Raw genomic sequence first — 22,527 nt, forward strand, 5'->3', positions numbered from 1 at the left:
GCATGAGCTACGAGACACTCACCTTCGACACGGACGCCGACGGCGTGGGCACCCTGACCCTCGACCGTCCCGACGCGCTGAACGCCTTCTCGGTGACGATGGCCCGCGAACTCCTCGGCTTCTTCACCGGGCGGGCCACCGACGACGACGTGAAGGCGATCGTGGTGACCGGGGCCGGACGCGCCTTCTGCGCCGGCATGGACCTCAACGCCGACGGCAACGTGTTCGGCCTCGACGAGTCGCTGCGCCCGACCCCCGAGTCGCTGCGCGAGCACCTGGCCGACCCCACCGCGCACCCGGAGTTCGCGGACGGCCTGCGCGACACCGGCGGCAAGGTCACCCTCGCGATCCACGCGCTCCCCAAGCCGGTGATCGCGGCCATCAACGGCCCCGCTGTCGGCATCGGCGCCACCATGACCTGCGCGATGGACCTGCGTCTCGCGTCGGCCGCGGCCCGTATCGGGTTCGTGTTCGGACGGCTCGGCATCGTTCCCGAAGCGTGCTCCAGCTGGTTCCTGCCCCGCATCGTCGGCCTGCCCCGGGCGCTCGAATGGATCTACTCCGCCGACATACTCGGGGCGGAGGAGGCCCGGGAGGGGGGATTCGTCCGGTCCGTCCACGCGCCCGGGGAACTGCTTCCGGCTGCGCAGGAGCTGGCCCGGAAGTTCGTCGTCGGCCGTTCCCCGGTTGCCCTCGCCCTGGCCAGGCAACTCCTCCTGAGGAACGCCGCAGCCCCGCACCCGCTGGACGCCCACGTGGCCGACTCGCTGGCGATGTTCCACACCTCGACGGGTGACGGCAAGGAGGGCGTCGCCGCCTTCCTGGAGAAGCGCGCGCCCCAGTTCTCGGGCAGGGCCTCGGAGCTGCCCCGCGTCTTCCCCGGCTGATCCTTCCGATCCGGCTGATCCGGCTGATCCGGAAGATTCCGGCAGACCGGCTGATCCCGGAGGCCACGGCCGGATATCGCACGGGGTCACTTCGGAATCGCCGAAGTGACCCTGAGCCGATCCGGCCTTGTTCGCCCTCCCGTCACCACGGTGTGCTGTGTGACGTACGGCACGTTCCCGTAGCCCAAGTGTCCGGAGGTGAACATGAGCGCAAACACGGCACCGCGGGCGATCCCCGAGCAGGACCTCACGCGAAGCACCCGCGCCGGTGTCCCGGCAAGGGACTGGCTGATCATCGGCCTGTTGCTGGCCTTCTTCACATTGAACTTCGCCGACAAGTCCGCGATCGGTGTGGCGGCGCCCGACATCGAGGCCGACCTCGGTCTCAGCGCGAGCCAGTACGGCATGGTGTCGAGCTCCTTCTTCTGGCTGTTCGCGGTGGGCGCGGTCCTGCTGACCGTGGCCGTCCGCCGGATCAACTGGCGGTGGTCGGCGGCGCTGCTGATGGCTGTCTGGCTGGTCAGCATGGCCCCTCTGACTGCGCCCACCACGCTCGGTGTGCTGCTCTTGTCGCGGATCGCCCTGGGGTTCTTCGAAGGGCCCGCGTTCGCGCTCTGTCAGTCGATCGTCATGGACCGGTTCGCCCCGCAGCGGCGCGCGTTCGCCGGCGCCGTGGTCAACTCCGGTTCATCGCTGGGCCCGCTGGTCGCGACACCGGCGCTGACCTGGCTGATCGTGACCTGGAACTGGCACATGGGGTTCGTCGTACTGATCGCGGCCGGTCTGCTCTGGGTCCTGGTATGGCTGTGGGCGACCCGGCACGAGCCGGGGGCACGGCGGCTGCGCATCACCGGCGCCCGCCCCACGGCCGTCACCGACGACCCGAACGCCGACATCGACGTCCCCTTCGTCTCGCTGCTGCGGAACCGCAGTTTCTGGGGGGTGGCACTGCTCGGCTCGTCCGGTTACCTGATCACGTCGTTGAAGGTGGCCTGGCTGCCGTCCTTCCTGCACCAGGGCATGGGGTACTCGCAGTCGACCGTCGGTCTGCTCGCCACCCTGCCGTACGGGCTGGACATCGTGGTCCTGCTCACCGCCGGGCTGGTGTCGGGCAGACTGCTGAAGGCCGGCTTCTCCTCCCGGGTGGCGCGCAGCCACCTGACGATGGGCCTGCTGTGCGTCTCGGGCCTTGCGATGATCGTCTTCAGCCGGCTGCCGCCTGGCGGGTTCCAACTGACGCTGGTGGTCGTCTCCTTCTCGATCAACAGCGTCGCCTTCGCTATCACCTTCGCCGGAGCGGCCGACTTCCTGCCGCGCAAGCACCGCGCGGGTTTCTTCGGGTGCAGCAACGCCCTCTACAGCCTCGCCGGAATCGTCGCGCCCTGGGCGCTCGGAGCGGTCGTGGACGCCGGTACGACCGTCACCGACGGCTACGACCACGGCTTCCTGCTCATAGGAATCGCGATCTGCGTCCTCGCGGTCGGCGGCGGCCTGCTCCTCGACCCCGCCCGTTCACGCGAGACCCTGCTCGCCGAGACCGCCCGGCGCCGGGCGACGAAAGTGGTGCCCCGATGACCGCCCACCCCGCCGGACCCCGGCCGCTCGCCGGACTGCGGGTGGTGGACTTCGGACAGTTCATCGCCGCTCCGGGCGCCGGACAGAACCTCGCCGACCTCGGCGCGGACGTCGTCAAGGTCGAACCACCGGCCGGTGATCAGGCGCGGCGTGTCGGCACCTTCGGGATGGCGATGGTACGGGCGAACAACCGCGCCAAACGGAGCCTGGCGATCGACCTGCGGGCGCCGGGCAGCGGCGAGATCATCGCGGACCTGATCGCCACGGCGGACGTGGTGCTGCACAACTTCCGCCCCGGAGTGGTGGACCGGCTGGGACTCGACTCCGCCACCCTGACGGCCCGCCACCCCCGGCTGGTCTACGGGTTCGTGAGCGGATTCGGCTCCCGGGGCCCTTCGGCGGAGCGGGCCGGGCTCGACATCGCCGCCCAGGCCGAGTTCGCCGTCATGGACCTCACCGGCGAGGCCGACCGCGACCCCCAACGGGTCGGGTTCGCAGTCACCGACGTCCTGGCCGCGCAGGCCCTGACCTCCGGGGTGCTCGCCGCACTCCTGGCTCGGTCGGCCGACGGGCGCGGCCGGGTGGTCGAGACCTCGCTGATGGAGGCGGTGGTGCACGCCCAGGCGCCGCAGTGGACGGAGCACGGCATGACCGGCCGGGCACCGCGCCGCCGCGGCAACGGGCAGGCGCTGGCCGCGCCCGCCGCCGACCTGGTCCGTACGCGCGACGGCGGGGCGCTGGTGATCTCGGCGTACACCGTGGAGAAGTTCGCGGCGCTCTGCGAGGTCATCGGCCGCCCCGGGCTGGCGTCCGACGAACGGTTCTCCTCGAACTCGGCCCGGGTCGCGCACCGGGACGAACTCCTCGCGATCCTGCACGCCACGCTCGGCCGGCTGGACCGTGCGGGAGCCCTGGAGCGGCTGCGCTCGGCCGGCATCGTCTGCGGCGCGGTCCGGAGCTTCGACGAGATCACCACGGACCCGGACCTGCTCGCCTCCGGGCTGATCGCCGACTGCCGGGGCCCGGAGGGTACGGACGGCCGGTACTCGGCACCCACCACACCCTTCTCCCTCGACGGCCACCGTCTTTCGACATCCGCGCCGGCCCCGGACACCGGCGAGCACACCGGTCGGGTCCTGGCCGAACTGGGCCGGGACGAAGCGGAGATACGCGACCTGATCGCACGCGGCGTCGTGGCCGGAGCGGCACACGGCGCACCGAACGAACTGCCCGAAACCCTGACCAAGGAGATCGCATGATCGACCGTGAAGTCCTCGACCTCGACTTCGACACGTACCTCAAGCTGGTCGCCGGACTCACCGACGACGTCCTCATCCCCGCCGAAGCGGAGATGGTGGAGGCCGGGGAGGTCCCGGAACATGTGATGGAGGCCCTGGCCCGCGCGGGGCTGTTCGCGATATCCATCCCGCGGCGGCTGGGCGGACTCCAGTGGACTATGGCCCAGCAGGTCCGGCTGACCATGGAGTTCACCCGCGCCTCCTGTGTCTACCGGTCCCGGTTCGCCTCGGTGATCGGACTGTGCTCACAGGCCATCCTCGACCACGGCACCGGGGAACAGCACAAGCGGATGCTGCCGGGCATGGCCGCCGGTGAGCTGATCACCGCGTTCGCGCTGACCGAGCCGGACGCCGGATCGGACGCGGGCTCGCTCACCACGACCGCCCGGCGGGTCGACGGCGGCTGGGTCATCGACGGCCACAAGCGCTACATCACCAACGCCCACTGGGCCGACGAACTCCTCCTGTTCGCCCGTACCGGCACCGTGGAGGAGGGCGCGGCCGGGGTCTCCGCGTTCCTGGTGCCCCGCCGCAGCCCCGGCCTGGAGACCCGGCTTGCCACCCGGATGAACGGGCACGCCGAGGGGCCGGTCGCCGAGATCATTCTGACCGGGGTGAAAGTGGACGGTTCCGCGCTGCTGGGCGACACGCTCGGCGGCGGCTTCGCGGCGGCGCTGCGCGGTATCAACCACGCCCGGCTGCACGTGGCGGCCACCTGTGTGGGCCAGGCCACCCGGATGCTGGAGGAGACCGCGGCCCACCTGCTGGAGCGCAGGCAGTTCGGGGCGCCCCTCGCGGACCTGGGCGCGGTGCAGGCCGACCTCGGCCGGTGTTTCGCCGATCTGGAGGCGGCCCGCGCGCTCACCGTCGCGGCGGCGGACAGTTTCGACAGCGGCACCATCCCCCGGCACCGGATCGCCGCGGCGAAGCTGTTCGCCTCGGAGATGGCGAGCCGGGTCGGTGACCGCTGCGTCCAGCTCCTGGGCGGAGAGGGCATCGTGGGCGACCACCCGGTGCCCCGGATGTGGCGGGACGTGCGGGCGCTGCGGATCTACGAAGGCTCGTCGCCGGTCCACGAGCGCAACCTCGGCCGCGCCGTCACCCGCCAGGTCGGGGCCTGTGGCTCCCTGCCCGACACCTATCGTGTGACCGGCAGGCGGGCGGGATGAGGGGCACCGCACCCGTCCGCCGGCCAGCGGGCCGACGGAGCCCGTGAATGCAGCAGGAGGGCAGGGACAGGTGGAGCTGAGGCAACTCGAGTACTTCCTCGCGGTCGTGGACCAGGGCGGTCTCGGACGCGCCGCGGAGCACCTCTATCTCTCCCAGCCCTCGCTGTCGAGCGCGATCCGTTCCCTGGAGCGTGAGCTGAAGGTGACGCTGTTCCACCGGACGGGACGGCGGCTGGTCCCGACCTCGGCCGGTCTTGAGCTGGTGCCGCCGGCCCGCCGGGTGCTGGAGGATCTGGTGGTCGTCGAGGACACCATGCGGCGTGCACGTGAGGTGCAGGGCGGTGAGCTCACGGTGGTCTGCACCCCCGACATGTCGGGTGAGGCGGTGGCCTCCTGGGCGGGCAGCTTCACTCGCAGCCATCCCGCCGTGCGGCTGGTCATCCGCGAGGTCGGCTCACAGCAGGAGATGGCCGCGGCGGTCGCGGAGGGCCAGGCGGAGCTGGGCTTCTCGCTGGCCTCGAAGCTCCGCAGCGATCTGACGTTCGTCGAACTGGGGGTGCAGCGGCTCCTGCTGGTACGTCCGCCCGGCCACCGCCCGCCCTCGGGCGAGGCGGCGGTCGAACTGGCCCGCATCGGCGATCTCCCGCTGGTCTGCCGGCAGGTGCCCAGGCACGAGGAGGACGCCATCCAGCGCGCCCTGACCGCGAACGGTGTCGAGGCGACGATCGGGGCCACCGTGCCCAGCCGGTCCGCGCAGCTCACGTTCGTGCTCCGGTCCGGGTTCCAGGCGTTCCTTCCCCTGCGGATGTGCCTGACCGCCCTGGACGCGGGAGCCGGCGTACTCGAAACGGTCCCGGCCATCGAAGCCCGGTTCGGCGTGGTGCACCGTACCGGCGGACTCGCCCCGGCCGCACGGCAGTTCATGACCGATGTCCAGGAGGCACTGAGCACCTGGTACCGCGCCATCGACCGGCACCGCGGCGAGGGGCTCGGCCTGATCGACGCACTGGTCGCGAGCCGCGACTCGACACCCTGAGCCGGCCGCCTGCCCGCTCACGGTCTCGCGCCGGGTCCGCCGCCGACCGCCCGGGCACTGCCGGTGGGCCGTACGGAGCAACAGCGCGGGCGGGCCGGCCGGCCGCCGCGTACCGTCCGGACCATGCGCAGATTCCTGGTGGCAGGTTCGGTTCTGCTGGCCGTCGCGGGTTCCCTCGCGGCCCTTCCCGCCGGTGACGGTCCGCTGCCCGGACAGCTCGCCGACACCGGCGGCGGCTCCCAGCTGATCACCGTGGAGGCCGCGACCCTGCACTCCACCACCGGCACGCTGACCTGGTGGGACCTGCGCGACGGCACCTGGCGCGAGGCCGGCTCGGCGCCGGCCCGCTTCGGCTCCAAGGGGCTGGCCGACGGCGCGACGCGCAGACAGGGCACGGCCACCACGCCCACCGGCATCTACGACCTGCCGTACGCGTTCGGGATCAAGGCGGCCCCCGCCGGGACCCGTTACCCCTACCGGGCGGTCAACGGGAGTTCCTGGTGGTGCGAGGACAACGCGTCCCGTGCGTACAACCGCTGGGTGGACCCGCTGCCCGCCGACTGCCGGACCAGTGACGCCGAGCGGCTGATCAACTATCCGACGCAGTACGCCCGGGCGCTCGTCATCGGCTTCAACTACGCCCGGCCGGTGCACGAACGGGGCGCCGGGATCTTCCTGCATGTCAACGGCAGTGGCGCGACCGACGGTTGTGTGTCCGTACCGGCGGCCGCGATCGACCGTATCCTCACCTGGGCCGCCCCCGGGAGCCGACCGCACATCGCGATCGGCACCCGGTCCGGGCCGACAGCCCTGACCCGTTACTGACGGCCCGTTCCTGACGGCCTGTCACTGACGGCCCGTCACTGACGGAACCGAGAAGAAGCATCCGGCCGGGGCCGCGGGTGCTCAGCGCGGGTTCTGCGCCAGCCGCAGGAGGTGGTCCGCGAGTGCCTGACCGCCCGCCGGGTCCCGGCTGATCAGCATCAGCGTGTCGTCCCCGGCGATCGTGCCGAGGATGTCGTGCAGTTCGGCCTGGTCGATGGCCGATGCGAGGAACTGGGCGGCGCCCGGCGGGGTGCGCAGCACGACCAGATTGGCCGAGGCCTCCGCCGAGATCAGCAGCTCGGAGGAGAGCCTGCGCATCCGCTCCTCCTTGGCGGACTCGCCGAGCGGCGCATGGGGGGTGCGGTAGCCGCCCTCGCTGGGCACCGCGTAGATCAGCTCACCACCGGTGTTGCGGATCTTCACGGCGCCCAGTTCGTCGAGATCGCGGGAGAGCGTCGCCTGGGTGACGCTCAGCCCGTCGTCGGCGAGGAGCCTGGCGAGCTGGCTCTGCGAGCGCACCGGCTGCCGGTTGAGGATGTCCACGATCCGGCGGTGGCGTGCGGTCCGGGTCTGCGGGACCGACGGCCCGCCGTGCTCGGTGTCCTGCGCCTCGTGCTCGGTCTGCTGCGCCTCGGTCATCGTCGCCTCACTCTGCGGATCACTCTTCCCCGTTGGCCTGGTCGAGAACGCCGGGCAGCGCCTGAAGGAACGCGTCCACGTCGCGGTCACCGATGATCAGCGGCGGCATCAGCCGTACGACATCGGGGCCGGTCACGTTCACCAGGAAGCCTGCGTCCTGAGCCGCCTGCTGCACCCGGTGCGCGCGGGGCTCGGTGAGCACGATACCCAGCAGCAGTCCGGCACCGCGGACCTGCCCGACCAGCGGGTGCCCCAACGCCTCGATTCCGGTGCGCAGCTTCTCGCCCGTGCGCTTCACCCGGTCGAGGATTCCGTCCGCAGCGATCGTGTCGAGCACGGCGAGTCCGGCGGCGCACGCCACCGGGTTGCCGCCGAAGGTGGAGCCGTGCTGACCGGGGTGCAGCAGTTCGGCAGCCGCCCCGAACGCCACGGCCGCGCCCAGCGGGAGCCCGCCGCCGAGGCCCTTGGCGAGCGTGACGACATCGGGGTCGACCCCTTCGTGCGCCTGGTACTCGAACCAGTGGCCGGTGCGCCCGATCCCCGTCTGCACCTCGTCGAGCACCAGCAGTGTGCCGGTGGCGCGGGTGATCTCCCGGGCGGCCCTGAGGTAGTCCGCGGGCGGGACGACTGCGCCGTTCTCGCCCTGGACCGGTTCGATGATGACGAAGGCGGTGTTCTCCGTGACGACCGCGCGCAGGGCTTCCGCGTCGCCGTACGGAACATGGGTGACCACACCGGGCAGTGGCTCGAAGCCGTTCTGCTTGGCGGGCTGCCCGGTGAGCGAGAGCGCGCCCATGGTCCGGCCGTGGAAGGCGCCCTGGGTGGCGACCATGTGCGTACGCCCGGTGAGCCGGCCGATCTTGAAGACCGCCTCGTTGGCCTCGGCCCCCGAGTTGGCGAAGTACACGCGGCCCGCGCGGCCGAAGACCTGGAGCAGCCGTTCGGCGAGCGCGACGGGCGGTTCGGCGATGTAGAGGTTGGAGACATGGCCGAGCGAGGCGATCTGCCGCGAGACGGCCTCGACGACCGCGGGGTGGGCGTGGCCGAGCGCGTTGACCGCGATACCGCCGACGAAGTCGGTGTACGCGGTGCCGTCGGCGTCCCACACGGTGGCGCCCTCGCCACGTACCAGGGAGAGCTTCGGCGTGCCGTAGTTGTCCATCAGAGCGCCCTGCCAGCGCTGTGCGAGTTCCTGGTTGCTCATGACTCCCCCTCGGTGGCGCCGGTGGATTCCGTCTCGGTGTCCGGCACGACCATCGTGCCGATTCCCTCATCGGTGAAGATCTCCAGCAGGATCGAGTGCTGGACCCGCCCGTCGATGACGCGGGCGGTGGTGACGCCGTTGCGTACGGCGAAGAGGCAGCCCTGCATCTTGGGGACCATGCCGCTGGCCAGCTCCGGAAGGAGCTTCTCCAGTTGCTTGGCCGTGAGCCTGCTGATGACCTCGTCGCTGTGGGGCCAGTCCTCGTAGAGGCCCTCGACGTCGGTGAGGACCATCAGCGTCTCGGCGTTCAGCGCTGCGGCCAGTGCGGCGGCCGCGGTGTCGGCGTTGACGTTGAAGACGTGGTTGTCATCGGCGCTGCGGGCGATCGAGGAGACGACGGGGATGCGGCCGTCGGCGAGCAGCGCCTCGATCGCGCCGATGTCGATCCCGGTGATCTCGCCGACCCGGCCGATGTCGACGGCCTCGCCGTCGATCTGCGGGAAGTGCTGGACGGCGGTGATCGTGTTCGCGTCCTCGCCGGTCATGCCGACCGCGAACGGGCCGTGCTGGTTGAGCAGTCCGACGAGTTCGCGCTGCACCTGGCCCGCGAGGACCATCCGTACGACGTCCATCGCCTCGGGCGTCGTCACCCGCAGCCCGGCCTTGAACTCGCTGACCAGACCGTGCCGGTCGAGCTGTGCGCTGATCTGCGGGCCGCCGCCGTGGACGACGACCGGCTTGAGTCCTGCGTGCCGCAGGAAGACCACGTCCTGGGCGAAGGCGGCCTTCAGCTCCTCGTCGACCATGGCGTTGCCGCCGAACTTGATGACGACGGTCTTGCCGTGGTGGCGGGTCAGCCAGGGCAGCGCCTCGATGAGGGTCTGCGCCTTGGGGAGCGCGGTGTGCTTGCGGGTGCTCATGAGCTGTACGCGCTGTTCTCGTGGACGTAGTCGGCGGTGAGGTCGTTGGCCCAGATCACGGCCGACTCGCTGCCCGCCGCCAGGTCCGCGGTGATGGCGACCTCGCGGTACCGCATGTCGACCAGGTCGCGGTCCTCGCCGACGGAGCCCTTCTTGCAGACCCAGACGCCGTTGATGGCGACGTTGAGCTCGTCGGGCTCGAAAGCGGCGGACGTGGTGCCGATCGCGGAGAGCACCCGGCCCCAGTTGGGGTCCTCCCCGTGGATGGCGCACTTCAGCAGGTTGTTACGGGCGATGGAGCGGCCCACCTCGACGGCGTCGTCCTCGGTCGCGGCGTTGACCACCTCGATCCGGATGTCCTTGCTGGCGCCTTCCGCGTCGCCGATCAGCTGGCGGGCCAGGTCGGCGCAGACCGTACGGACTGCCTCGGCGAACTCCTCCTCACCGGGCACCACTTCGGAGGCACCGGAGGCGAGCAGCAGCACGGTGTCGTTGGTGGACATGCAGCCGTCGGAGTCGACCCGGTCGAAGGTCGTGCGGGTGGCGGCGCGCAGCGCCCGGTCCAGCACCGGGCTGTCCAGGTCGGCGTCGGTGGTGAGCACCACGAGCATGGTGGCGAGGCCGGGGGCGAGCATGCCCGCACCCTTGGCCATCCCGCCGACGCTCCAGCCGTCCCCGCCCGCGACGGCCGTCTTGTGGACGGTGTCGGTGGTCTTGATGGCGATGGCGGCCTTCTCGCCGCCGTGCGGGGAGAGTTCGGCGGCGGCCCGCTCGATGCCGGGCAGCAGCTTGTCCATGGGCAGCGGCAGACCGATGAGCCCGGTCGACGCGACCGCGACCTCGCCCGCGTTGCCGCCGAGGACATCGGCCGCCTTCTCGGCGGTGGCGTGGGCGTCCTGGAAGCCCCTGGGTCCGGTGCAGGCGTTGGCGCCACCGGAGTTGAGGACCACGGCGCCGACGGTCCCGCCCTTGATTACCTGCTCGGACCAGAGGACCGGTGCGGCCTTGACGCGGTTGGAGGTGAAGACTCCCGCGGCGGCCAGCCGGGGGCCGGCGTTGACCACGAGGGCCAGGTCCGGTCCGCCGCTCTCCTTGATTCCGGCGGCGATGCCCGCTGCCGTGAATCCCTTCGCTGCCGTGACGCTCACTGCATCTCCTCGTTCGCCTCTGTACGTACGTGCCGGCCGGTGTCTGTGCGTGCGCCGCTCACGGCGCCAGTCCGATCGTGGAAAGCCCTCGGTCCTCGGGGAGTCCGAGTGCGATGTTCATGCTCTGCAGGGCGCCGCCCGCGGTGCCCTTGGTGAGGTTGTCGATGGCGCTGATGGCGACGATCCGGCCGGCGGCTTCGTCGTACGCGACCTGGATCTGCACCGCGTTGGAGCCGTACACGGCGCCGGTCGACGGCCACTGCCCCTCGGGCAGCAGCTCGGTGAACGGCTCGTCCGCGAGGGCCTTGCCGTACGCCGCACGGACCGTCTCGGCGCTCACACCGGGCTTCGCCTTCGCGGTGCAGGTGGCGAGGATGCCGCGCGGCATGGGCGCAAGGGTCGGCGTGAACGAGACGGTGACCGGCTCGCCGGCCGCCGCGCTGAGGTTCTGGATCATCTCGGGGGTGTGCCGGTGGCCGCCGCCGACCCCGTACGGCGACATCGAGCCCATCACCTCGGAGCCGAGCAGGTGCGGCTTGGCCGCCTTGCCCGCGCCGGATGTACCGGAGGCGGCGACGATCACCGCTTCGGGCTCGGCGAGGCCGGCCGCGTACGCCGGGAAGAGCGCGAGTGACACCGCTGTCGGATAGCAGCCGGGGACGGCGATCCGCTTCGACCCGGCGAGGGCGGTCCGCCCTCCGGGCAGCTCGGGCAGACCGTACGGCCAGGTCCCGGCGTGCGGGGAACCGTAGAACCGCTCCCAGTCCCCGGCGTCCTTCAGCCGGAAGTCGGCGCCCATGTCGACGACGAGGACATCGTCACCGAGCTGGTCGGCGACGGCGGCGGACTGCCCGTGCGGCAGCGCCAGAAAGACAACGTCGTGACCTGCGAGAACGTCCGCGGTGGTCGGCTGGAGCACGCGCCCGGCCAGCGGCCGCAGATGCGGCTGGAGGGCGCCGAGCGCCTGACCCGCGTTGGTGTTGCCGGTGAGCGCACCGATCTCGACATCCGGGTGGCCCAGCAGCAGGCGGAGGAGTTCCCCGCCGGCGTATCCGCTTGCCCCTGCCACCGCTGCACGTACCGCCACCGAAACCTCCTCGTCGATGGCATGACTATACGCAATGCTGCACTTTTATGCAAAGGATGCCCGAAGGCACCGACCGTTGGGGGGATCGGGTTGGGGCCGTCGGGTTGGGGCCGTCGAAAGGCAGGGAAAAAATCCGGGCGGCGATGTCGAGAACTCATGACCCGCTCCGTCCCAGCAGTGAACGCGCCCCCAACGGCGAACGCGGCCAGAATGGGCCGCACCAGCACCGAGGAGAGAAACCATGGCGAAGTACCTGCTGCTCAAGCACTACCGCGGCGCTCCGGCTGCGGTCAACGACGTGCCCATGGACCAGTGGACACCGGAAGAGGTATCTGCGCACGTCCAGTACATGAACGACTTCGCGGCCCGGCTGGAGAAGACCGGCGAGTTCGTCGACGGTCAGGCGCTCGCCCCCGGGGGAACGTTCGTCCGGTACGACGGCGAGGGCCGCCCGCCGGTCACCGACGGCCCGTTCGCCGAGACCAAGGACCTCATCGCGGGCTGGATGGTGATCGACGTCGCCGGCTACGAGCGCGCCGTCGAGCTGGCCGGGGAGCTGTCGGCGGCCCCCGGGGCGGGCGGAAAGCCGATCCACGAGTGGCTCGAACTGCGCCCGTTCCTGACCGAGCCGCCCACCGGCACGGAGTGACCTCGCAGGAGAGCAGGAGACCTCCCGGGGCCTCTCCGGTGCCCCCGGCCCGGGCACCGGAGAGGCCGGGCAGCGGCCGGGGCCGTCACGCGTCCACGTACGCCGCGAGGTGTTCGCCCGTGAGGGTGGAGCGGGCGGCGACCAGATCGGCGGGGGTGCCCTCGAAGACGATCCGGCCGCCGTCGTGGCCCGCGCCGGGGCCGAGGTCGATGATCCAGTCGGCGTGCGCCATCACCGCCTGGTGGTGCTCGACGACGATGACCGACTTGCCCGAGTCCACGAGCCGGTCGAGCAGGCCGAGCAGCTGCTCGACATCGGCGAGGTGCAGCCCGGCGGTCGGCTCGTCCAGTACGTAGACGCCACCCTTCTCGGCCATGTGCGTGGCCAGCTTGAGCCGCTGCCGCTCGCCGCCGGAGAGCGTGGTGAGCGGCTGGCCGAGGCTGAGGTAGCCGAGCCCGACATCGGCGAGCCTGCTGAGGACGGCGTGCGCGGCCGGGGTGCGCGCCTCGCCCGCACCGAAGAACTCCTCGGCCTGGGCCACCGACATCGCGAGCACCTCGCTGATGTCGCGTCCGCCGAGGTGATGGTCGAGCACCGACGCCTGGTACCGCTTCCCCTCGCACTCCTCGCAGGTGGTGGCGACGCCGGCCATCATCGCCAGGTCGGTGTAGATGACGCCCGCGCCGTTGCAGTTGGGGCAGGCACCCTCGGAGTTGGCGCTGAACAGCGCCGGCTTCACGCCGTTGGCCTTCGCGAACGCCTTGCGGATCGGTTCGAGCAGTCCGGTGTACGTCGCCGGGTTGCTCCGCCGTGAGCCGCGGATCGGTTCCTGGCCGATCGACACCACGCCGTCGTCCGCGTGGATCGATCCGTGCACGAGCGAGCTCTTGCCGGAGCCCGCGACACCGGTGACGACGGCCAGCACCCCGAGCGGGATGTCGACGTCGACATCGCGCAGGTTGTGCGCGGTCGCGCCGCGGATCTCCAGCGTGCCGGTGGGTGTGCGCACCTTCTCCTTGAGGGTGGACCGGTCGTCGAAATGGCGGCCGGTGAGGGTGCCGCCGGCCCGCAGCCCCTCGACGGTGCCCTCGAAGCAGACGGTGCCGCCCTCCGTACCGGCGCCGGGACCGAGGTCGACCACGTGGTCGGCGATCGCGATCGTCTCCGGCTTGTGCTCCACGACGAGCACCGTGTTGCCGTTGTCCCGCAGCCGCAGCAGCAGGTCGTTCATCCGCTGGATGTCGTGGGGGTGCAGACCGATGGTGGGCTCGTCGAAGACGTACGTGACGTCGGTGAGCGAGGAGCCGAGGTGGCGGATCAGCTTGACCCGCTGTGCCTCGCCGCCCGACAGCGAGCCCGACGGCCGGTCGAGCGAGAGGTAGCCGAGGCCGATCTCCACGAACGAGTCGAGGGTCTGCCGCAGTTTCGCGAGAAGCGGCGCGACCGAGGGGTCATCGACGCCGCGGACCCACTCGGCCAGATCGCTGATCTGCATCGCGCACGCGTCGGCGATGCTGGTCTTCCCGATCCGCGACGACCTCGCCGCCTCGGCGAGCCGGGTGCCGTCGCACTCGGGACAGACGGTGAAGGTGACCGCCCGGTCCACGAACGCCCGGATGTGCGGCTGCATCGCCTCCCGGTCCTTGGAGAGCATCGACTTCTGGACCCGGGGGATCAGCCCCTCGTAGGTCATGTTGATGCCCTCGATCTTCATCCTGGTCGGCTCGCGGCGGAGGAAGTCGTGCAGCTCCTTCTTGGTGTACTTGCGGATCGGCTTGTCCGGGTCGTAGAAGCCGGACCCGCTGTAGAGCCGGTAGTTCCAGCCGCCCGCCTTGTAGCCGGGGACGGTGATCGCGCCCTCGGCGAGCGACTTGGAGTCGTCGAAGAGCTGGGTGAGGTCGATGTCGGTGACTGTGCCGCGGCCCTCGCAGCGCGGGCACATACCCCCGGTGATGCTGAAGCTGCGCCGCTCCTTCACGGTCTCCCCGCCGCGCTCCATCGTGACCGCGCCCGCGCCGCTGACCGAGGCGACGTTGAAGGAGTAGGCCTGGGGCGAGCCGATGTGCGGCTTCCCGAGCCGGCTGAAGAGGATGCGCAGCATCGCGTTGACGTCGGTGGCGGTGCCGACCGTGGAGCGCGGGTCGGCGCCGATCCGCTGCTGGTCGACGATGATCGCGGTCGTCAGACCTTCGAGCACGTCGACCTCGGGCCGCCCCAGCGTCGGCATGAAGCCCTGCACGAAGGCGCTGTAGGTCTCATTGATCAGCCGCTGCGACTCCGCCGCGATCGTGCCGAAGACCAGGGAGCTCTTGCCCGAGCCGGATACGCCGGTGAACACCGTCAGCCGGCGCTTCGGTATCTCGACGCTGACGTCCTTGAGGTTGTTCACCCGCACGCCGTGCACGCGGATCAGCCCGTGGCTGTCGGCAACGTGCGCAGGCGGCTGTGCGCCCGTCCTCCTGGCCATGTGTGTCGTCTCTCCATCTGTCGGGCGGGGCCGCCCTCGCGGTCTCCGCCGGTGTCACCCGGCCCGGCCGGACCCACTCCGGTCGGGCAGTGCGGCTCTCCCCCGTCGCGGAAAGCCTCCTGCGTCGCGGGAACCCTCTCTGTCACGGAAGGGGGCGGTGCTCACGGGTCCTGAAGCAGCCCCAGGACATTACCGTCGGGGTCGGTGACCGTGGCCACCAGACGGCCCCCGCCGACGTCGTGCGCGGGCTCCTTCACCACGGCACCCGCGGCGGTCACCTCGGCCAGCTTCGCCTCGATGTCCGGCACCTCCCAGTAGGTCACAGGCCCGCTCATGCCCTGCTCCGCACCGCCCGGCACCAGCCCGATGTGCTGTCCGCCGGCCTCGAACCCGACATAGTACGACTCGTCGGCCACCGGCGGTACGCCGAGGAGGGCGGTGTAGACCGACTTGGCCGCCGCCACGTCGGAGACGGGATGCAGCACGGTCTTGATTCCCTGGGTTGCCGATCCTGGCATGGTCGCTCCTGTGGTCGTGGGTCGCATCCACCCGGCGTGGGGATGCCGACGTCCATGGAGATCACGCTAATGCGGCTCGCTCAGCCGTGCTTCTCGATTCCTGACCGGTTGCCGGCCGGATCGCGCTCGGCCTGCGCTGCGGGACCGCCGGCCCGGCGGGGACGGCCGCCCGTGGAGAACCCGCCCGCGCGGGGCGCCGGGCGGGCGCATGTGATCCGATGGGGACGACCGCCCTGTTGTCCGGACCGGCTTGTCCGACCGACCGTGGAAAGAGGCGTACCGCGATGTCCGAGGAACCGTTCCGCAGTCCGGATCTGACGTCCAGGCCCTTCCGGCTGACGACCGGGCGCACCATGGGCGCCGCCCCCGGGGACCTCTATCTGGCCTGGACCGAACGGTTCGACCGGTGGTTCGCGGCCCCCGGTTCGGTACGGATGACGCCCGAGGAGAGCGCGCCGTTCTTCTTCGAGACGGAGTACGCGCCCGAGCCGGGCGGCCCGGTGGTCCGGCACCCGCACTACGGCCGGTTCCTGCGGCTGGAGCGGGACCGGCTCGTCGAGCTCACCTGGGTCACGGGGGCGGGCGGCACCGAGGGCGCCGAGACCGTCGTCACCGTCGAGCTCGCACCCGAGGGGGACGGCACGCTGCTGACGCTCACCCATGCGGGCTTCGCCGACGAGGAGTCCTGCGAGCGCACCGCCGACGCCTGGCCCCTGGTCCTCGAACAGCTCGACCGGCAGACCGCGCCGGCCGGCTGAGGCGACGGCACGCACGACCGGCCCGTCCACCCCTGGCCCGTTCACTCCGGCCCGTTCACCCCTGCCGTTCACCCCTGCCCGTTCACCCCCGGCCCGGTCCGGACGCGCGGCCCTCGCGCAGCGCCGCGGTGACCAGCCCCCGGATCTCCTCGCGCGGCACGGTCCCGCCGCCCACCAGCCGGTCGAAGATCAGCCCGTCCACACAGGCCAGCAAGGTCAGGGTGCGCCCTTCGGCGTCGGCGACGCCCTGCGCGGCCAGGAACGCGCGTACCGCGTCACGCGCCGCGTTCTCATGCGGTACGAGAATCTCCCGCAGCTCCGGGTGGCGTACGCCCTCAACGGCGCAGGCGTACCGGGCGAGCGACCGCCGACGGCCCTCACCCCCGAGGCGTCCTGCGGCGAACACGGCGATGGCGTCGGCGAGTTCACCGGCGTCCCGCGGCACCTGCGCCGCCTCCCCCGCCGCCTGGAGCTCCGCCTGGTCCAGCTCGACAAGCCTGCCGACCAGTGCGGTGAGCAGCGCTTTCCGGCTGCGGAAGTACGCCGATGTGGTGCCGGGCGGCAGACCGGCAGCGCGCTCCACCGCACGGTGGGTCAGACCGCGCATCCCTTCGTCGGCGAGCACCCCGATGGCCGCGTCGGCGAGGACAGTGCGTCGATCTCCAGTCATCCCCCCTTTCTACACCCGGTCTTCTACACCCGTAGAAGACCGTAGTACGCTCCCCCTGCCCACTCTTTCTACAGCTGTAGAAAGAGCAGGGGCGCGGGACGGCCGCAGGTCACGGGACGGCCGGGTGGCGGAGACCGAAGGAGGGGCCGGTATGGGGAACAGCGCGGTGGTGATCGGCGGGGGGATCGGCGGGCTGGCGGCTGCGATCGGCCTGCGGCGTATCGGCTGGGAGGTGACGGTCGTCGAGCGCGCCCCGGTCCTCGACGACGCGGGCGCCGGAATCTCCCTCGCGGCCAACGGCATCCGCGCTCTGGACGCCCTCGGCGTGGGCGACGAGGTGCGCGGCGCGGCCCGGCCGCAGTACACCGGCGGCACCCGCAGGCCGGACGGCACCTGGCTCGCCCGGATGGACGGCGCCGCCCTGGAGCGCGCCCTGGGCACCCCGATCGTGGGCATCCCCCGTGCCGCGCTGCACCGGCTGCTGCGGGCGGCCCTGCCCCCGGAGTCCCTGGTCGTGGGCGCCGAAGTGACCTCCGTCGACCGCTCCGACCCCGCCCGGGTCCTGGTGGGCCACGGCGACACCGTGCTCGAAGCGGATCTGGTCGTGGCGGCCGACGGCATCGCCGGCCGGGTGCGCGCGGAGCTGTTCCCCGGGCACCCGGGTCCCGTCCACTCCGGTTCGACCGTGCTCCGCGCCATCACGGAGCACCCGGTCGATCTGCGGTCCGACTTCGAACTCACCTGGGGACGCGGCGCCGAGTTCGGCCACATCGCGTTCACGGACGGCCGGGCCGAGTGGCACGCGGTGGTCAACTCCCCGGCAGGGGTGCGCCACAGGGACCCGCTGGCCGAGGTACGGCGCCGGTTCGACGGCTGGCACGACCCCATCCCCGCCCTGCTGGACGCGACCCGGCCGGACACCGTCCTCCACCACGACGTCGGTGAACTCGTCACCCCGCTCCCCTCGTACGCCGTGGGCCGCGTGGCCCTGCTCGGCGATGCCGCACATGCCATGACCCCTCATCTCGGTCAGGGCGCCTGCCAGGCGCTGGAGGATGCCGTCACCCTGGCGGCGGCGCTCGCGGGTGCGACCACGGTGGAGTCCGCACTCATGCGGTACGACGCCGAACGCCGCCCCCGCAGCCGGTCGGTGGCCCGGGCCGCCCGGCAGGCGGGCCGGATGGGGCAGCAGCTCGCGCACCCGCTCGCCGTGTCGCTGCGCAACGCTGCGCTCAGGATCGCCCCGTCCGGTACAGCGGTACGGATGATCCTGCGGCACGCCGACTGGACACCGCCGGCGCTGCCCTGACGGTCAGCTACCGGCAGGTCAGGTACGAACAAGGTCCAGGCACTGGTAGTTCAGGTACTGGCAGACCCAGGCACCGGGCGGCCCGGGTACTGGCGACTCAGGACCTGGCGGGTCAGGACCTGGCGGCTCAGCTCCTGGCGGGTCGGGGCAGAGCTTCTCCTCACCCCGTACGGCCGGGTCAGCGGGCAGCTGTCTCCAGGCGCAGGCTCCAGCGCCCCGGCAGACCGGTCAGGGTCGCCGTGGAGAGCGGGGGCACGTCGACGTTCCAGTACGTCGAGGGCGGCGCCTTGAGCGCGTAGACCAGGGCTGCCCGGACGACGGACGGTTCGGCGACCGCGACGATGGAGCCGTCGCACGGGGGCCGGGTCTCCAGCCAGTTCCCTATCCGCGAGATGAAGCCCATCAGCGACTCGCCGCCGTGCGGGGCGGAGCGCGGGTCGGAGAGCCAGACATCGACGGCGGCTGGTTCGCGCGCCGTCACCTCCGCCAGGGTGAGCCCGCGCCAGCGTCCCATGTCGCAGTCGCTCAGCGCGGGTTGGAGCAGCGGCGCGAACCCGAGCGCGTCGCCGGTGGCACGGCTGCGGGCGGTGGGCGAGCAGTAGCGCAGCTCGGCCGCGGCCAGCGGGACGAGGAAGCCCGCCGAGAGCTGCACCTCGTGCCAGCCGGCGTGGTCGAGAGGCCGGTCGTCGTCGAAGCGCTCGGCGAGCCTGGAGGAACTGCGTGCGGCGGCGACCAGCGTGACGCGAACGCTCATGGCCGCGATCGTGCGACTGAAACCCCGACGGGTCAAGGGGCGGCGGCGAACCGGCGCACGGAAGCGGAAACCGGCGCGCCAGAACCGAACGAGGCAGGCCGGGGCCGACACCGGACCGGGGCTCGCCGGAACAGAGCGGCACGTGACCGCGCGGGCGAGCGGGACCCGTCCGCGCCGCCTCAGCCGAGCGCCTCGTCGCACGCCCTACGCAACCGCCGTACCCCTTCGGCGATCTCGCCCTGCCCCGCCACCCCGGCGAAACTCAGCCGCAGGTGCGGGGCGGGCGGTTCGGCGGAGAAGTACGGGCGGCCCGGCGCGACGGCGACGCCCGCGCGGAGAGCCGCCGAGACCACCGCCGCCTCGTCCGTACCGTCGGGCAGCCGCAGCCAGAGGTGGTAGCCGCCGCTGGGGATGTACGGCAGGTCCAGCTCGGGGAGACTGCTGCGGAGCGCGGCGGTGAGGGTGTTCCTGCGGTCCTTCAACTTCCCGGAAACGGAACGCAGATGGCGGTTCCACGCGGGCGATCCGACCAGCTCGACGGTGGCCTCCTGGATCGGCCGCGGGACGAAGAAGCTGTCGACGACCTGGATCGAGCGCAGCCGTTCGAACACGGGACCGCGAGCGGCCAGCACCCCCACCCGCAGGCTGGGCGAGGTCGCCTTGGTGAGCGAGCAGACATGGACGACCACCCCGTCGTGGTCATCGGTGGCCAGCGGTCTCGGCAGGGGTCCCGCGTCCTCGTGGACGAGCCTGCGGACGAAGTCGTCCTCGATGACGAACGCCCCCGCCTCCCGGGCGATGCGCAGCACCTCCGGGCGGCGGGCGTCGCTGAGGACGGCGCCGGTCGGGTTCTGGAAGAGCGGCTGGCAGACGAAGACCCGGGACCCGGTGGCGCGGAAAGCGTCGGCGAGCAGCCCGGGGCGCACGCCGTCGGGATCAACCGGCACCGGCACCGGCCGCAGCCCTGCCGCGCGGGCGACGGCCAGCATCCCCGGATAGGTCGGGGATTCGACGAGTACGGAGGCACCGGGCGGGGCGAGTGCACGCAGGGCGGTACTGAGGGCGCTCTGACCGCCCGCGGTGACCAGGACGTCGGCCGCGGTGACCGGTCCGCCGATCCCCCGCGCGAACCACTCGCGCAGCTCGGGAATCCCGTCGACGGGGGGCCGCCCCCACGCGCCGGGCCTGCGGCCCGCCCTGGCGAGGGCGGCGGCCATGGCCTGTTCCGGCTGGAGTGAGGCATGCAGATAGCCGCCGTTGAACTCGATGACGCCCGGCGGCGGGGCGGCGAGCGTGACCAGCACTCCGGAGGCGTCCACCGCCCGGGGCGCCGCGTCGGTGGCACCGTCGGCGCTGAGCGCGATCTCCTGCCAGGAGGTATCGCCGGGTGCGTGGGTGTCCTCGCTGGGCCGCGCCCGGAACGCTCCGGCGCCCGGGCGGGTCACGACGAGCCCCTCGGCGGCGAGCTGGGCGAGCGCCCTGGAAACGGTCACCGGGCTGACCCGATAGGACTCGACCATGGCCCGGCTCGACGGCAGCTTTCCATCCACCGGATAGCGGTTCAGCTCCGCTTTCAGGGATTTCACCAATTCGGCCACACTGCTACGCTCGTACATGACAGCACAGAATAGCGCTACCGACGATCCATCGATAGCAGTCGCCGACAGCAGAGGTGACGGTGCCGCAGGCGGGACCGCAGTTGCCCGAGCGGCCCGACCGGGCGGGACCCCTACGGGCCGCAACGGCACCCTCCTCGCCGGGCTCGGGGTCGTCGCTTTCTCACTGACGTTCCCCGCGACCGCCTGGGGCCTTGAGGGCTTCGGGCCCTGGTCGCTCGTCTCCGTACGCTGCGTGCTCGCCGCCCTGCTGGCGGGCGGCGCCCTGCTGGCCCTGCGGGCCCCCGTCCCCGAACGTCGCCACTGGGCCGGTATCGCCGTGGTGGCCGCCGGGGTGGTCCTGGGCTTCCCGCTGCTCACCACGCTCGCCCTGCAGACGTCCACGACCTCGCACGCCGCCGTGGTGGTGGGACTGCTGCCGCTCACCACGGCTGCCTTCTCGGCCCTGCGGACCGGTTCGCGGCCGTCCCGCGCCTTCTGGGCCGCCGCTCTGGCCGGGGCGGCCGTGGTGATCGCGTTCACCGTGCAGCAGTCCGGCGGCGCCGTGTCCACGGGTGACATGTATCTCTTCGGTGCTCTGCTGATCTGCGCCGCCGGCTACACCGAGGGCGGACGGCTGGCCCGCGAGATGCCCGGCTGGCGGGTGATCGGCTGGGCGCTGGTCCTCTGCCTGCCGCTCGCCGTGCCGGCCGCCGCCGTGGCGCTGGCTCTCGAACCCGTACACCTCACCGGCCACAGCATCGCCGGGGTGCTCTGGGTGGCTGCGGGTTCCCAGTTCCTGGGGCTGGTGGTCTGGTACCGCGGCATGGCGGAGATCGGCGTGGCCAGGGCCAGTCAGCTCCAGCTCGCACAGCCGCTGCTGACCCTGGTCTGGTCCGTCGCACTGCTGGGTGAGCACCTTCCGGTGGCCGCTCCGATCGCCGCCGTCGCGGTCCTCGTCTGCATCGCGGTCACTCAGCGTTCCAGGACGAGATAGGCGGAAAAGTCATGATTTGCGCAGTGAGCGGTGGTTAACCCGGCGCCCCGGCCACCCGCAGGTCGGGGGTAACGTCTGAGGGCCGGGCGGGCGCCGGAACCATACGGGGTACTCGCCCGCGACGATCTGCGAAAGGCTGGATGTGACCGACATCGAACGCGTCGGAGTGGTGGGCTGTGGCCAGATGGGCGCGGGGATCGCAGAGGTCTGTGCCCGCAGCGGCCTTGAGGTGATGGTCGCCGAGACCACCGGCGAGGCTCTGGAAATCGGCCGCACCAGGCTCCACAACTCCCTCTCGAAGGCCGCAGAGCGCGGCAAGATCACCGAGGAGGAGCGCGACGCGACGCTCGGCCGGCTGAGCTTCACGACCGACCTCGGGGAGTTCGCCGACCGCGACCTCGTCATCGAGGCCGTCGTGGAGAACGAGCAGGTGAAGACGGAGATCTTCCAGGTGCTCGACCAGGTGGTGACCCGGCCGGACGCGATCCTCGCCTCCAACACCTCCTCGATCCCGCTGGTGAAGCTGGCCGTCGCGACCTCCCGGCCCGACCAGGTCATGGGCATCCACTTCTTCAACCCCGCGCCCGTGCAGCAGCTCGTCGAACTGATCCCGGCGCTGACCACGTCCGAGGAGACGGTCAAGCGCTCCGAGGCGCTGGTCCAGGACATACTCGGCAAGCACGCGATCCGTGCGCAGGACCGCTCGGGCTTCGTGGTGAACGCCCTGCTCATCCCGTATCTGCTCTCCGCGATCCGGATGTTCGAGTCCGGCATCGCGAGCCGCGAGGACATCGACAACGGCATGGAGATGGGCTGCGCCCACCCGATGGGCCCGCTGAAGCTCGCCGACCTGATCGGCCTCGACACCGTCGCGTCCGTCGCCGACTCGATGTACGCCGAGTTCAAGGAGCCGCTGTACGCCGCTCCCCCGCTGCTGCAGCGCATGGTCGACGCGGGACGGCTCGGCCGTAAGACCGGCTCGGGCTTCTACCCGTACAACTGAGCTGTACGTACGGACGGAC

General features: G+C 71.7%; 21 protein-coding genes. 11 read left to right on the forward strand and 10 right to left on the reverse strand.

Going from position 1 to position 22,527, the window contains the following annotated elements; all coding sequences use genetic code 11:
• The first annotated feature begins 2 nt into the window (after positions 1 to 2).
• The 6 genes from OHB13_RS05470 (at position 3) to OHB13_RS05495 (ending at position 6,790) form a co-directional block, all read left to right on the forward strand.
• Positions 3 to 887: a crotonase/enoyl-CoA hydratase family protein gene (locus OHB13_RS05470; protein WP_328375982.1), complete on the forward strand. Its 885-nt coding sequence runs from the start codon at positions 3 to 5 to the stop codon at positions 885 to 887.
• 204 nt (positions 888 to 1,091) lie between these two features.
• Positions 1,092 to 2,462, forward strand: coding sequence for an MFS transporter (locus OHB13_RS05475; protein ID WP_328375983.1), 1,371 nt, complete (start codon positions 1,092 to 1,094; stop codon positions 2,460 to 2,462).
• Positions 2,459 to 3,721, forward strand: coding sequence for a CaiB/BaiF CoA transferase family protein (locus OHB13_RS05480; protein ID WP_328375985.1), 1,263 nt, complete (start codon positions 2,459 to 2,461; stop codon positions 3,719 to 3,721). The genes OHB13_RS05475 and OHB13_RS05480 overlap by 4 nt, the downstream gene beginning before the upstream one ends.
• Positions 3,718 to 4,929, forward strand: a complete 1,212-nt coding sequence (locus tag OHB13_RS05485) for an acyl-CoA dehydrogenase family protein (protein WP_328375987.1) — start codon at positions 3,718 to 3,720, stop codon at positions 4,927 to 4,929. The genes OHB13_RS05480 and OHB13_RS05485 overlap by 4 nt, the downstream gene beginning before the upstream one ends.
• Before the next feature lie 70 nt (positions 4,930 to 4,999).
• Positions 5,000 to 5,965: a LysR family transcriptional regulator gene (locus OHB13_RS05490; RefSeq protein ID WP_328375989.1), complete on the forward strand. Its 966-nt coding sequence runs from the start codon at positions 5,000 to 5,002 to the stop codon at positions 5,963 to 5,965.
• 123 nt (positions 5,966 to 6,088) lie between these two features.
• On the forward strand, positions 6,089 to 6,790 hold the full coding sequence (locus OHB13_RS05495) for a L,D-transpeptidase family protein (protein WP_328375990.1): 702 nt from the start codon (positions 6,089 to 6,091) through the stop codon (positions 6,788 to 6,790).
• 81 nt (positions 6,791 to 6,871) lie between these two features.
• Here OHB13_RS05495 and OHB13_RS05500 read toward each other — a convergent pair whose 3' ends face one another.
• Genes OHB13_RS05500 through argC form a run of 5 tightly spaced genes read right to left on the reverse strand, consistent with a single transcriptional unit; the run spans position 6,872 to position 11,788 of the window.
• Complete coding sequence (locus OHB13_RS05500; protein ID WP_266858807.1) at positions 6,872 to 7,429, reverse strand: arginine repressor; 558 nt, start codon at positions 7,427 to 7,429, stop codon at positions 6,872 to 6,874.
• Positions 7,430 to 7,448: 19 nt separating this feature from the next.
• Positions 7,449 to 8,633: an acetylornithine transaminase gene (locus tag OHB13_RS05505; RefSeq protein WP_328375991.1), complete on the reverse strand. Its 1,185-nt coding sequence runs from the start codon at positions 8,631 to 8,633 to the stop codon at positions 7,449 to 7,451.
• A complete protein-coding gene (argB, locus tag OHB13_RS05510; protein ID WP_266858804.1) occupies positions 8,630 to 9,553 on the reverse strand; it encodes an acetylglutamate kinase in 924 nt (307 codons plus the stop codon). The genes OHB13_RS05505 and argB overlap by 4 nt, the downstream gene beginning before the upstream one ends.
• Entirely contained in the window at positions 9,550 to 10,701 is a 1,152-nt protein-coding gene (gene argJ, locus OHB13_RS05515; protein WP_328375992.1) for a bifunctional glutamate N-acetyltransferase/amino-acid acetyltransferase ArgJ, read from the reverse strand. The genes argB and argJ overlap by 4 nt, the downstream gene beginning before the upstream one ends.
• 58 nt (positions 10,702 to 10,759) lie before the next feature.
• Complete coding sequence (argC, locus tag OHB13_RS05520) at positions 10,760 to 11,788, reverse strand: N-acetyl-gamma-glutamyl-phosphate reductase (protein ID WP_266858802.1); 1,029 nt, start codon at positions 11,786 to 11,788, stop codon at positions 10,760 to 10,762.
• 241 nt (positions 11,789 to 12,029) lie between these two features.
• Between argC and OHB13_RS05525 the strand changes: the two genes are divergently transcribed.
• Entirely contained in the window at positions 12,030 to 12,437 is a 408-nt protein-coding gene (locus tag OHB13_RS05525; protein WP_328375994.1) for a YciI family protein, read from the forward strand.
• A gap of 85 nt (positions 12,438 to 12,522) precedes the next feature.
• On the opposite strand, the gene OHB13_RS05530 is transcribed toward OHB13_RS05525, so the two are convergent.
• Both OHB13_RS05530 and OHB13_RS05535 read right to left on the reverse strand, forming a co-directional pair.
• Positions 12,523 to 14,904, reverse strand: a complete 2,382-nt coding sequence (locus tag OHB13_RS05530; protein ID WP_328375996.1) for an excinuclease ABC subunit UvrA — start codon at positions 14,902 to 14,904, stop codon at positions 12,523 to 12,525.
• Positions 14,905 to 15,065: 161 nt separating this feature from the next.
• Entirely contained in the window at positions 15,066 to 15,422 is a 357-nt protein-coding gene (locus OHB13_RS05535; protein ID WP_328375997.1) for a VOC family protein, read from the reverse strand.
• A 284-nt stretch (positions 15,423 to 15,706) separates the two neighbouring features.
• Here OHB13_RS05535 and OHB13_RS05540 point away from each other — a divergent pair, with 284 nt between their 5' ends.
• On the forward strand, positions 15,707 to 16,180 hold the full coding sequence (locus tag OHB13_RS05540) for an SRPBCC family protein (RefSeq protein WP_266858794.1): 474 nt from the start codon (positions 15,707 to 15,709) through the stop codon (positions 16,178 to 16,180).
• Positions 16,181 to 16,262: 82 nt separating this feature from the next.
• Here OHB13_RS05540 and OHB13_RS05545 read toward each other — a convergent pair whose 3' ends face one another.
• Positions 16,263 to 16,850 carry a TetR/AcrR family transcriptional regulator gene (locus OHB13_RS05545; protein WP_328376000.1) on the reverse strand — a complete coding sequence of 196 codons (588 nt, stop codon included), beginning with the start codon at positions 16,848 to 16,850 and terminating at the stop codon, positions 16,263 to 16,265.
• A gap of 151 nt (positions 16,851 to 17,001) precedes the next feature.
• On the opposite strand from OHB13_RS05545, the gene OHB13_RS05550 reads away from it, so the two are divergent.
• Positions 17,002 to 18,159: an FAD-dependent monooxygenase gene (locus tag OHB13_RS05550; protein ID WP_328376002.1), complete on the forward strand. Its 1,158-nt coding sequence runs from the start codon at positions 17,002 to 17,004 to the stop codon at positions 18,157 to 18,159.
• A gap of 178 nt (positions 18,160 to 18,337) precedes the next feature.
• Here the strand turns inward: OHB13_RS05550 and OHB13_RS05555 are convergent, their stop codons facing one another.
• Both OHB13_RS05555 and OHB13_RS05560 read right to left on the reverse strand, forming a co-directional pair.
• Complete coding sequence (locus tag OHB13_RS05555; RefSeq protein WP_328376004.1) at positions 18,338 to 18,913, reverse strand: histidine phosphatase family protein; 576 nt, start codon at positions 18,911 to 18,913, stop codon at positions 18,338 to 18,340.
• A 179-nt stretch (positions 18,914 to 19,092) separates the two neighbouring features.
• Complete coding sequence (locus tag OHB13_RS05560; protein WP_328376006.1) at positions 19,093 to 20,529, reverse strand: aminotransferase-like domain-containing protein; 1,437 nt, start codon at positions 20,527 to 20,529, stop codon at positions 19,093 to 19,095.
• On the opposite strand from OHB13_RS05560, the gene OHB13_RS05565 reads away from it, so the two are divergent.
• Together OHB13_RS05565 and OHB13_RS05570 are read left to right on the forward strand one after the other, a co-directional pair.
• Complete coding sequence (locus OHB13_RS05565) at positions 20,528 to 21,505, forward strand: DMT family transporter (RefSeq protein WP_266858784.1); 978 nt, start codon at positions 20,528 to 20,530, stop codon at positions 21,503 to 21,505. The genes OHB13_RS05560 and OHB13_RS05565 overlap by 2 nt on opposite strands.
• A gap of 142 nt (positions 21,506 to 21,647) precedes the next feature.
• Positions 21,648 to 22,508, forward strand: coding sequence for a 3-hydroxybutyryl-CoA dehydrogenase (locus tag OHB13_RS05570; protein ID WP_266858782.1), 861 nt, complete (start codon positions 21,648 to 21,650; stop codon positions 22,506 to 22,508).
• The last annotated feature ends 19 nt before the right edge of the window (positions 22,509 to 22,527 follow it).

Origin of the sequence: Streptomyces sp. NBC_00440 (assembly GCF_036014215.1) — a bacterium.
Taxonomy (GTDB): domain Bacteria; phylum Actinomycetota; class Actinomycetes; order Streptomycetales; family Streptomycetaceae; genus Streptomyces.

What these genes read in the sequence shown, in the direction of transcription:
- OHB13_RS05530 (WP_328375996.1), bottom strand. Translation starts at nt 14,904, where the DNA reads ATGGCCAGGAGGACGGGCGCACAGCCGCCTGCGCACGTTGCCGACAGC.
- OHB13_RS05495 (WP_328375990.1), top strand. Translation starts at nt 6,089, where the DNA reads ATGCGCAGATTCCTGGTGGCAGGTTCGGTTCTGCTGGCCGTCGCGGGT.
- argB (WP_266858804.1), bottom strand. Translation starts at nt 9,553, where the DNA reads ATGAGCACCCGCAAGCACACCGCGCTCCCCAAGGCGCAGACCCTCATC.
- OHB13_RS05545 (WP_328376000.1), bottom strand. Translation starts at nt 16,850, where the DNA reads ATGACTGGAGATCGACGCACTGTCCTCGCCGACGCGGCCATCGGGGTG.
- OHB13_RS05480 (WP_328375985.1), top strand. Translation starts at nt 2,459, where the DNA reads ATGACCGCCCACCCCGCCGGACCCCGGCCGCTCGCCGGACTGCGGGTG.
- OHB13_RS05470 (WP_328375982.1), top strand. Translation starts at nt 3, where the DNA reads ATGAGCTACGAGACACTCACCTTCGACACGGACGCCGACGGCGTGGGC.
- OHB13_RS05500 (WP_266858807.1), bottom strand. Translation starts at nt 7,429, where the DNA reads ATGACCGAGGCGCAGCAGACCGAGCACGAGGCGCAGGACACCGAGCAC.
- OHB13_RS05560 (WP_328376006.1), bottom strand. Translation starts at nt 20,529, where the DNA reads ATGTACGAGCGTAGCAGTGTGGCCGAATTGGTGAAATCCCTGAAAGCG.
- OHB13_RS05565 (WP_266858784.1), top strand. Translation starts at nt 20,528, where the DNA reads ATGACAGCACAGAATAGCGCTACCGACGATCCATCGATAGCAGTCGCC.
- OHB13_RS05475 (WP_328375983.1), top strand. Translation starts at nt 1,092, where the DNA reads ATGAGCGCAAACACGGCACCGCGGGCGATCCCCGAGCAGGACCTCACG.
- OHB13_RS05485 (WP_328375987.1), top strand. Translation starts at nt 3,718, where the DNA reads ATGATCGACCGTGAAGTCCTCGACCTCGACTTCGACACGTACCTCAAG.
- OHB13_RS05540 (WP_266858794.1), top strand. Translation starts at nt 15,707, where the DNA reads ATGTCCGAGGAACCGTTCCGCAGTCCGGATCTGACGTCCAGGCCCTTC.
- OHB13_RS05550 (WP_328376002.1), top strand. Translation starts at nt 17,002, where the DNA reads ATGGGGAACAGCGCGGTGGTGATCGGCGGGGGGATCGGCGGGCTGGCG.
- OHB13_RS05555 (WP_328376004.1), bottom strand. Translation starts at nt 18,913, where the DNA reads ATGAGCGTTCGCGTCACGCTGGTCGCCGCCGCACGCAGTTCCTCCAGG.
- OHB13_RS05525 (WP_328375994.1), top strand. Translation starts at nt 12,030, where the DNA reads ATGGCGAAGTACCTGCTGCTCAAGCACTACCGCGGCGCTCCGGCTGCG.
- OHB13_RS05505 (WP_328375991.1), bottom strand. Translation starts at nt 8,633, where the DNA reads ATGAGCAACCAGGAACTCGCACAGCGCTGGCAGGGCGCTCTGATGGAC.
- OHB13_RS05535 (WP_328375997.1), bottom strand. Translation starts at nt 15,422, where the DNA reads ATGCCAGGATCGGCAACCCAGGGAATCAAGACCGTGCTGCATCCCGTC.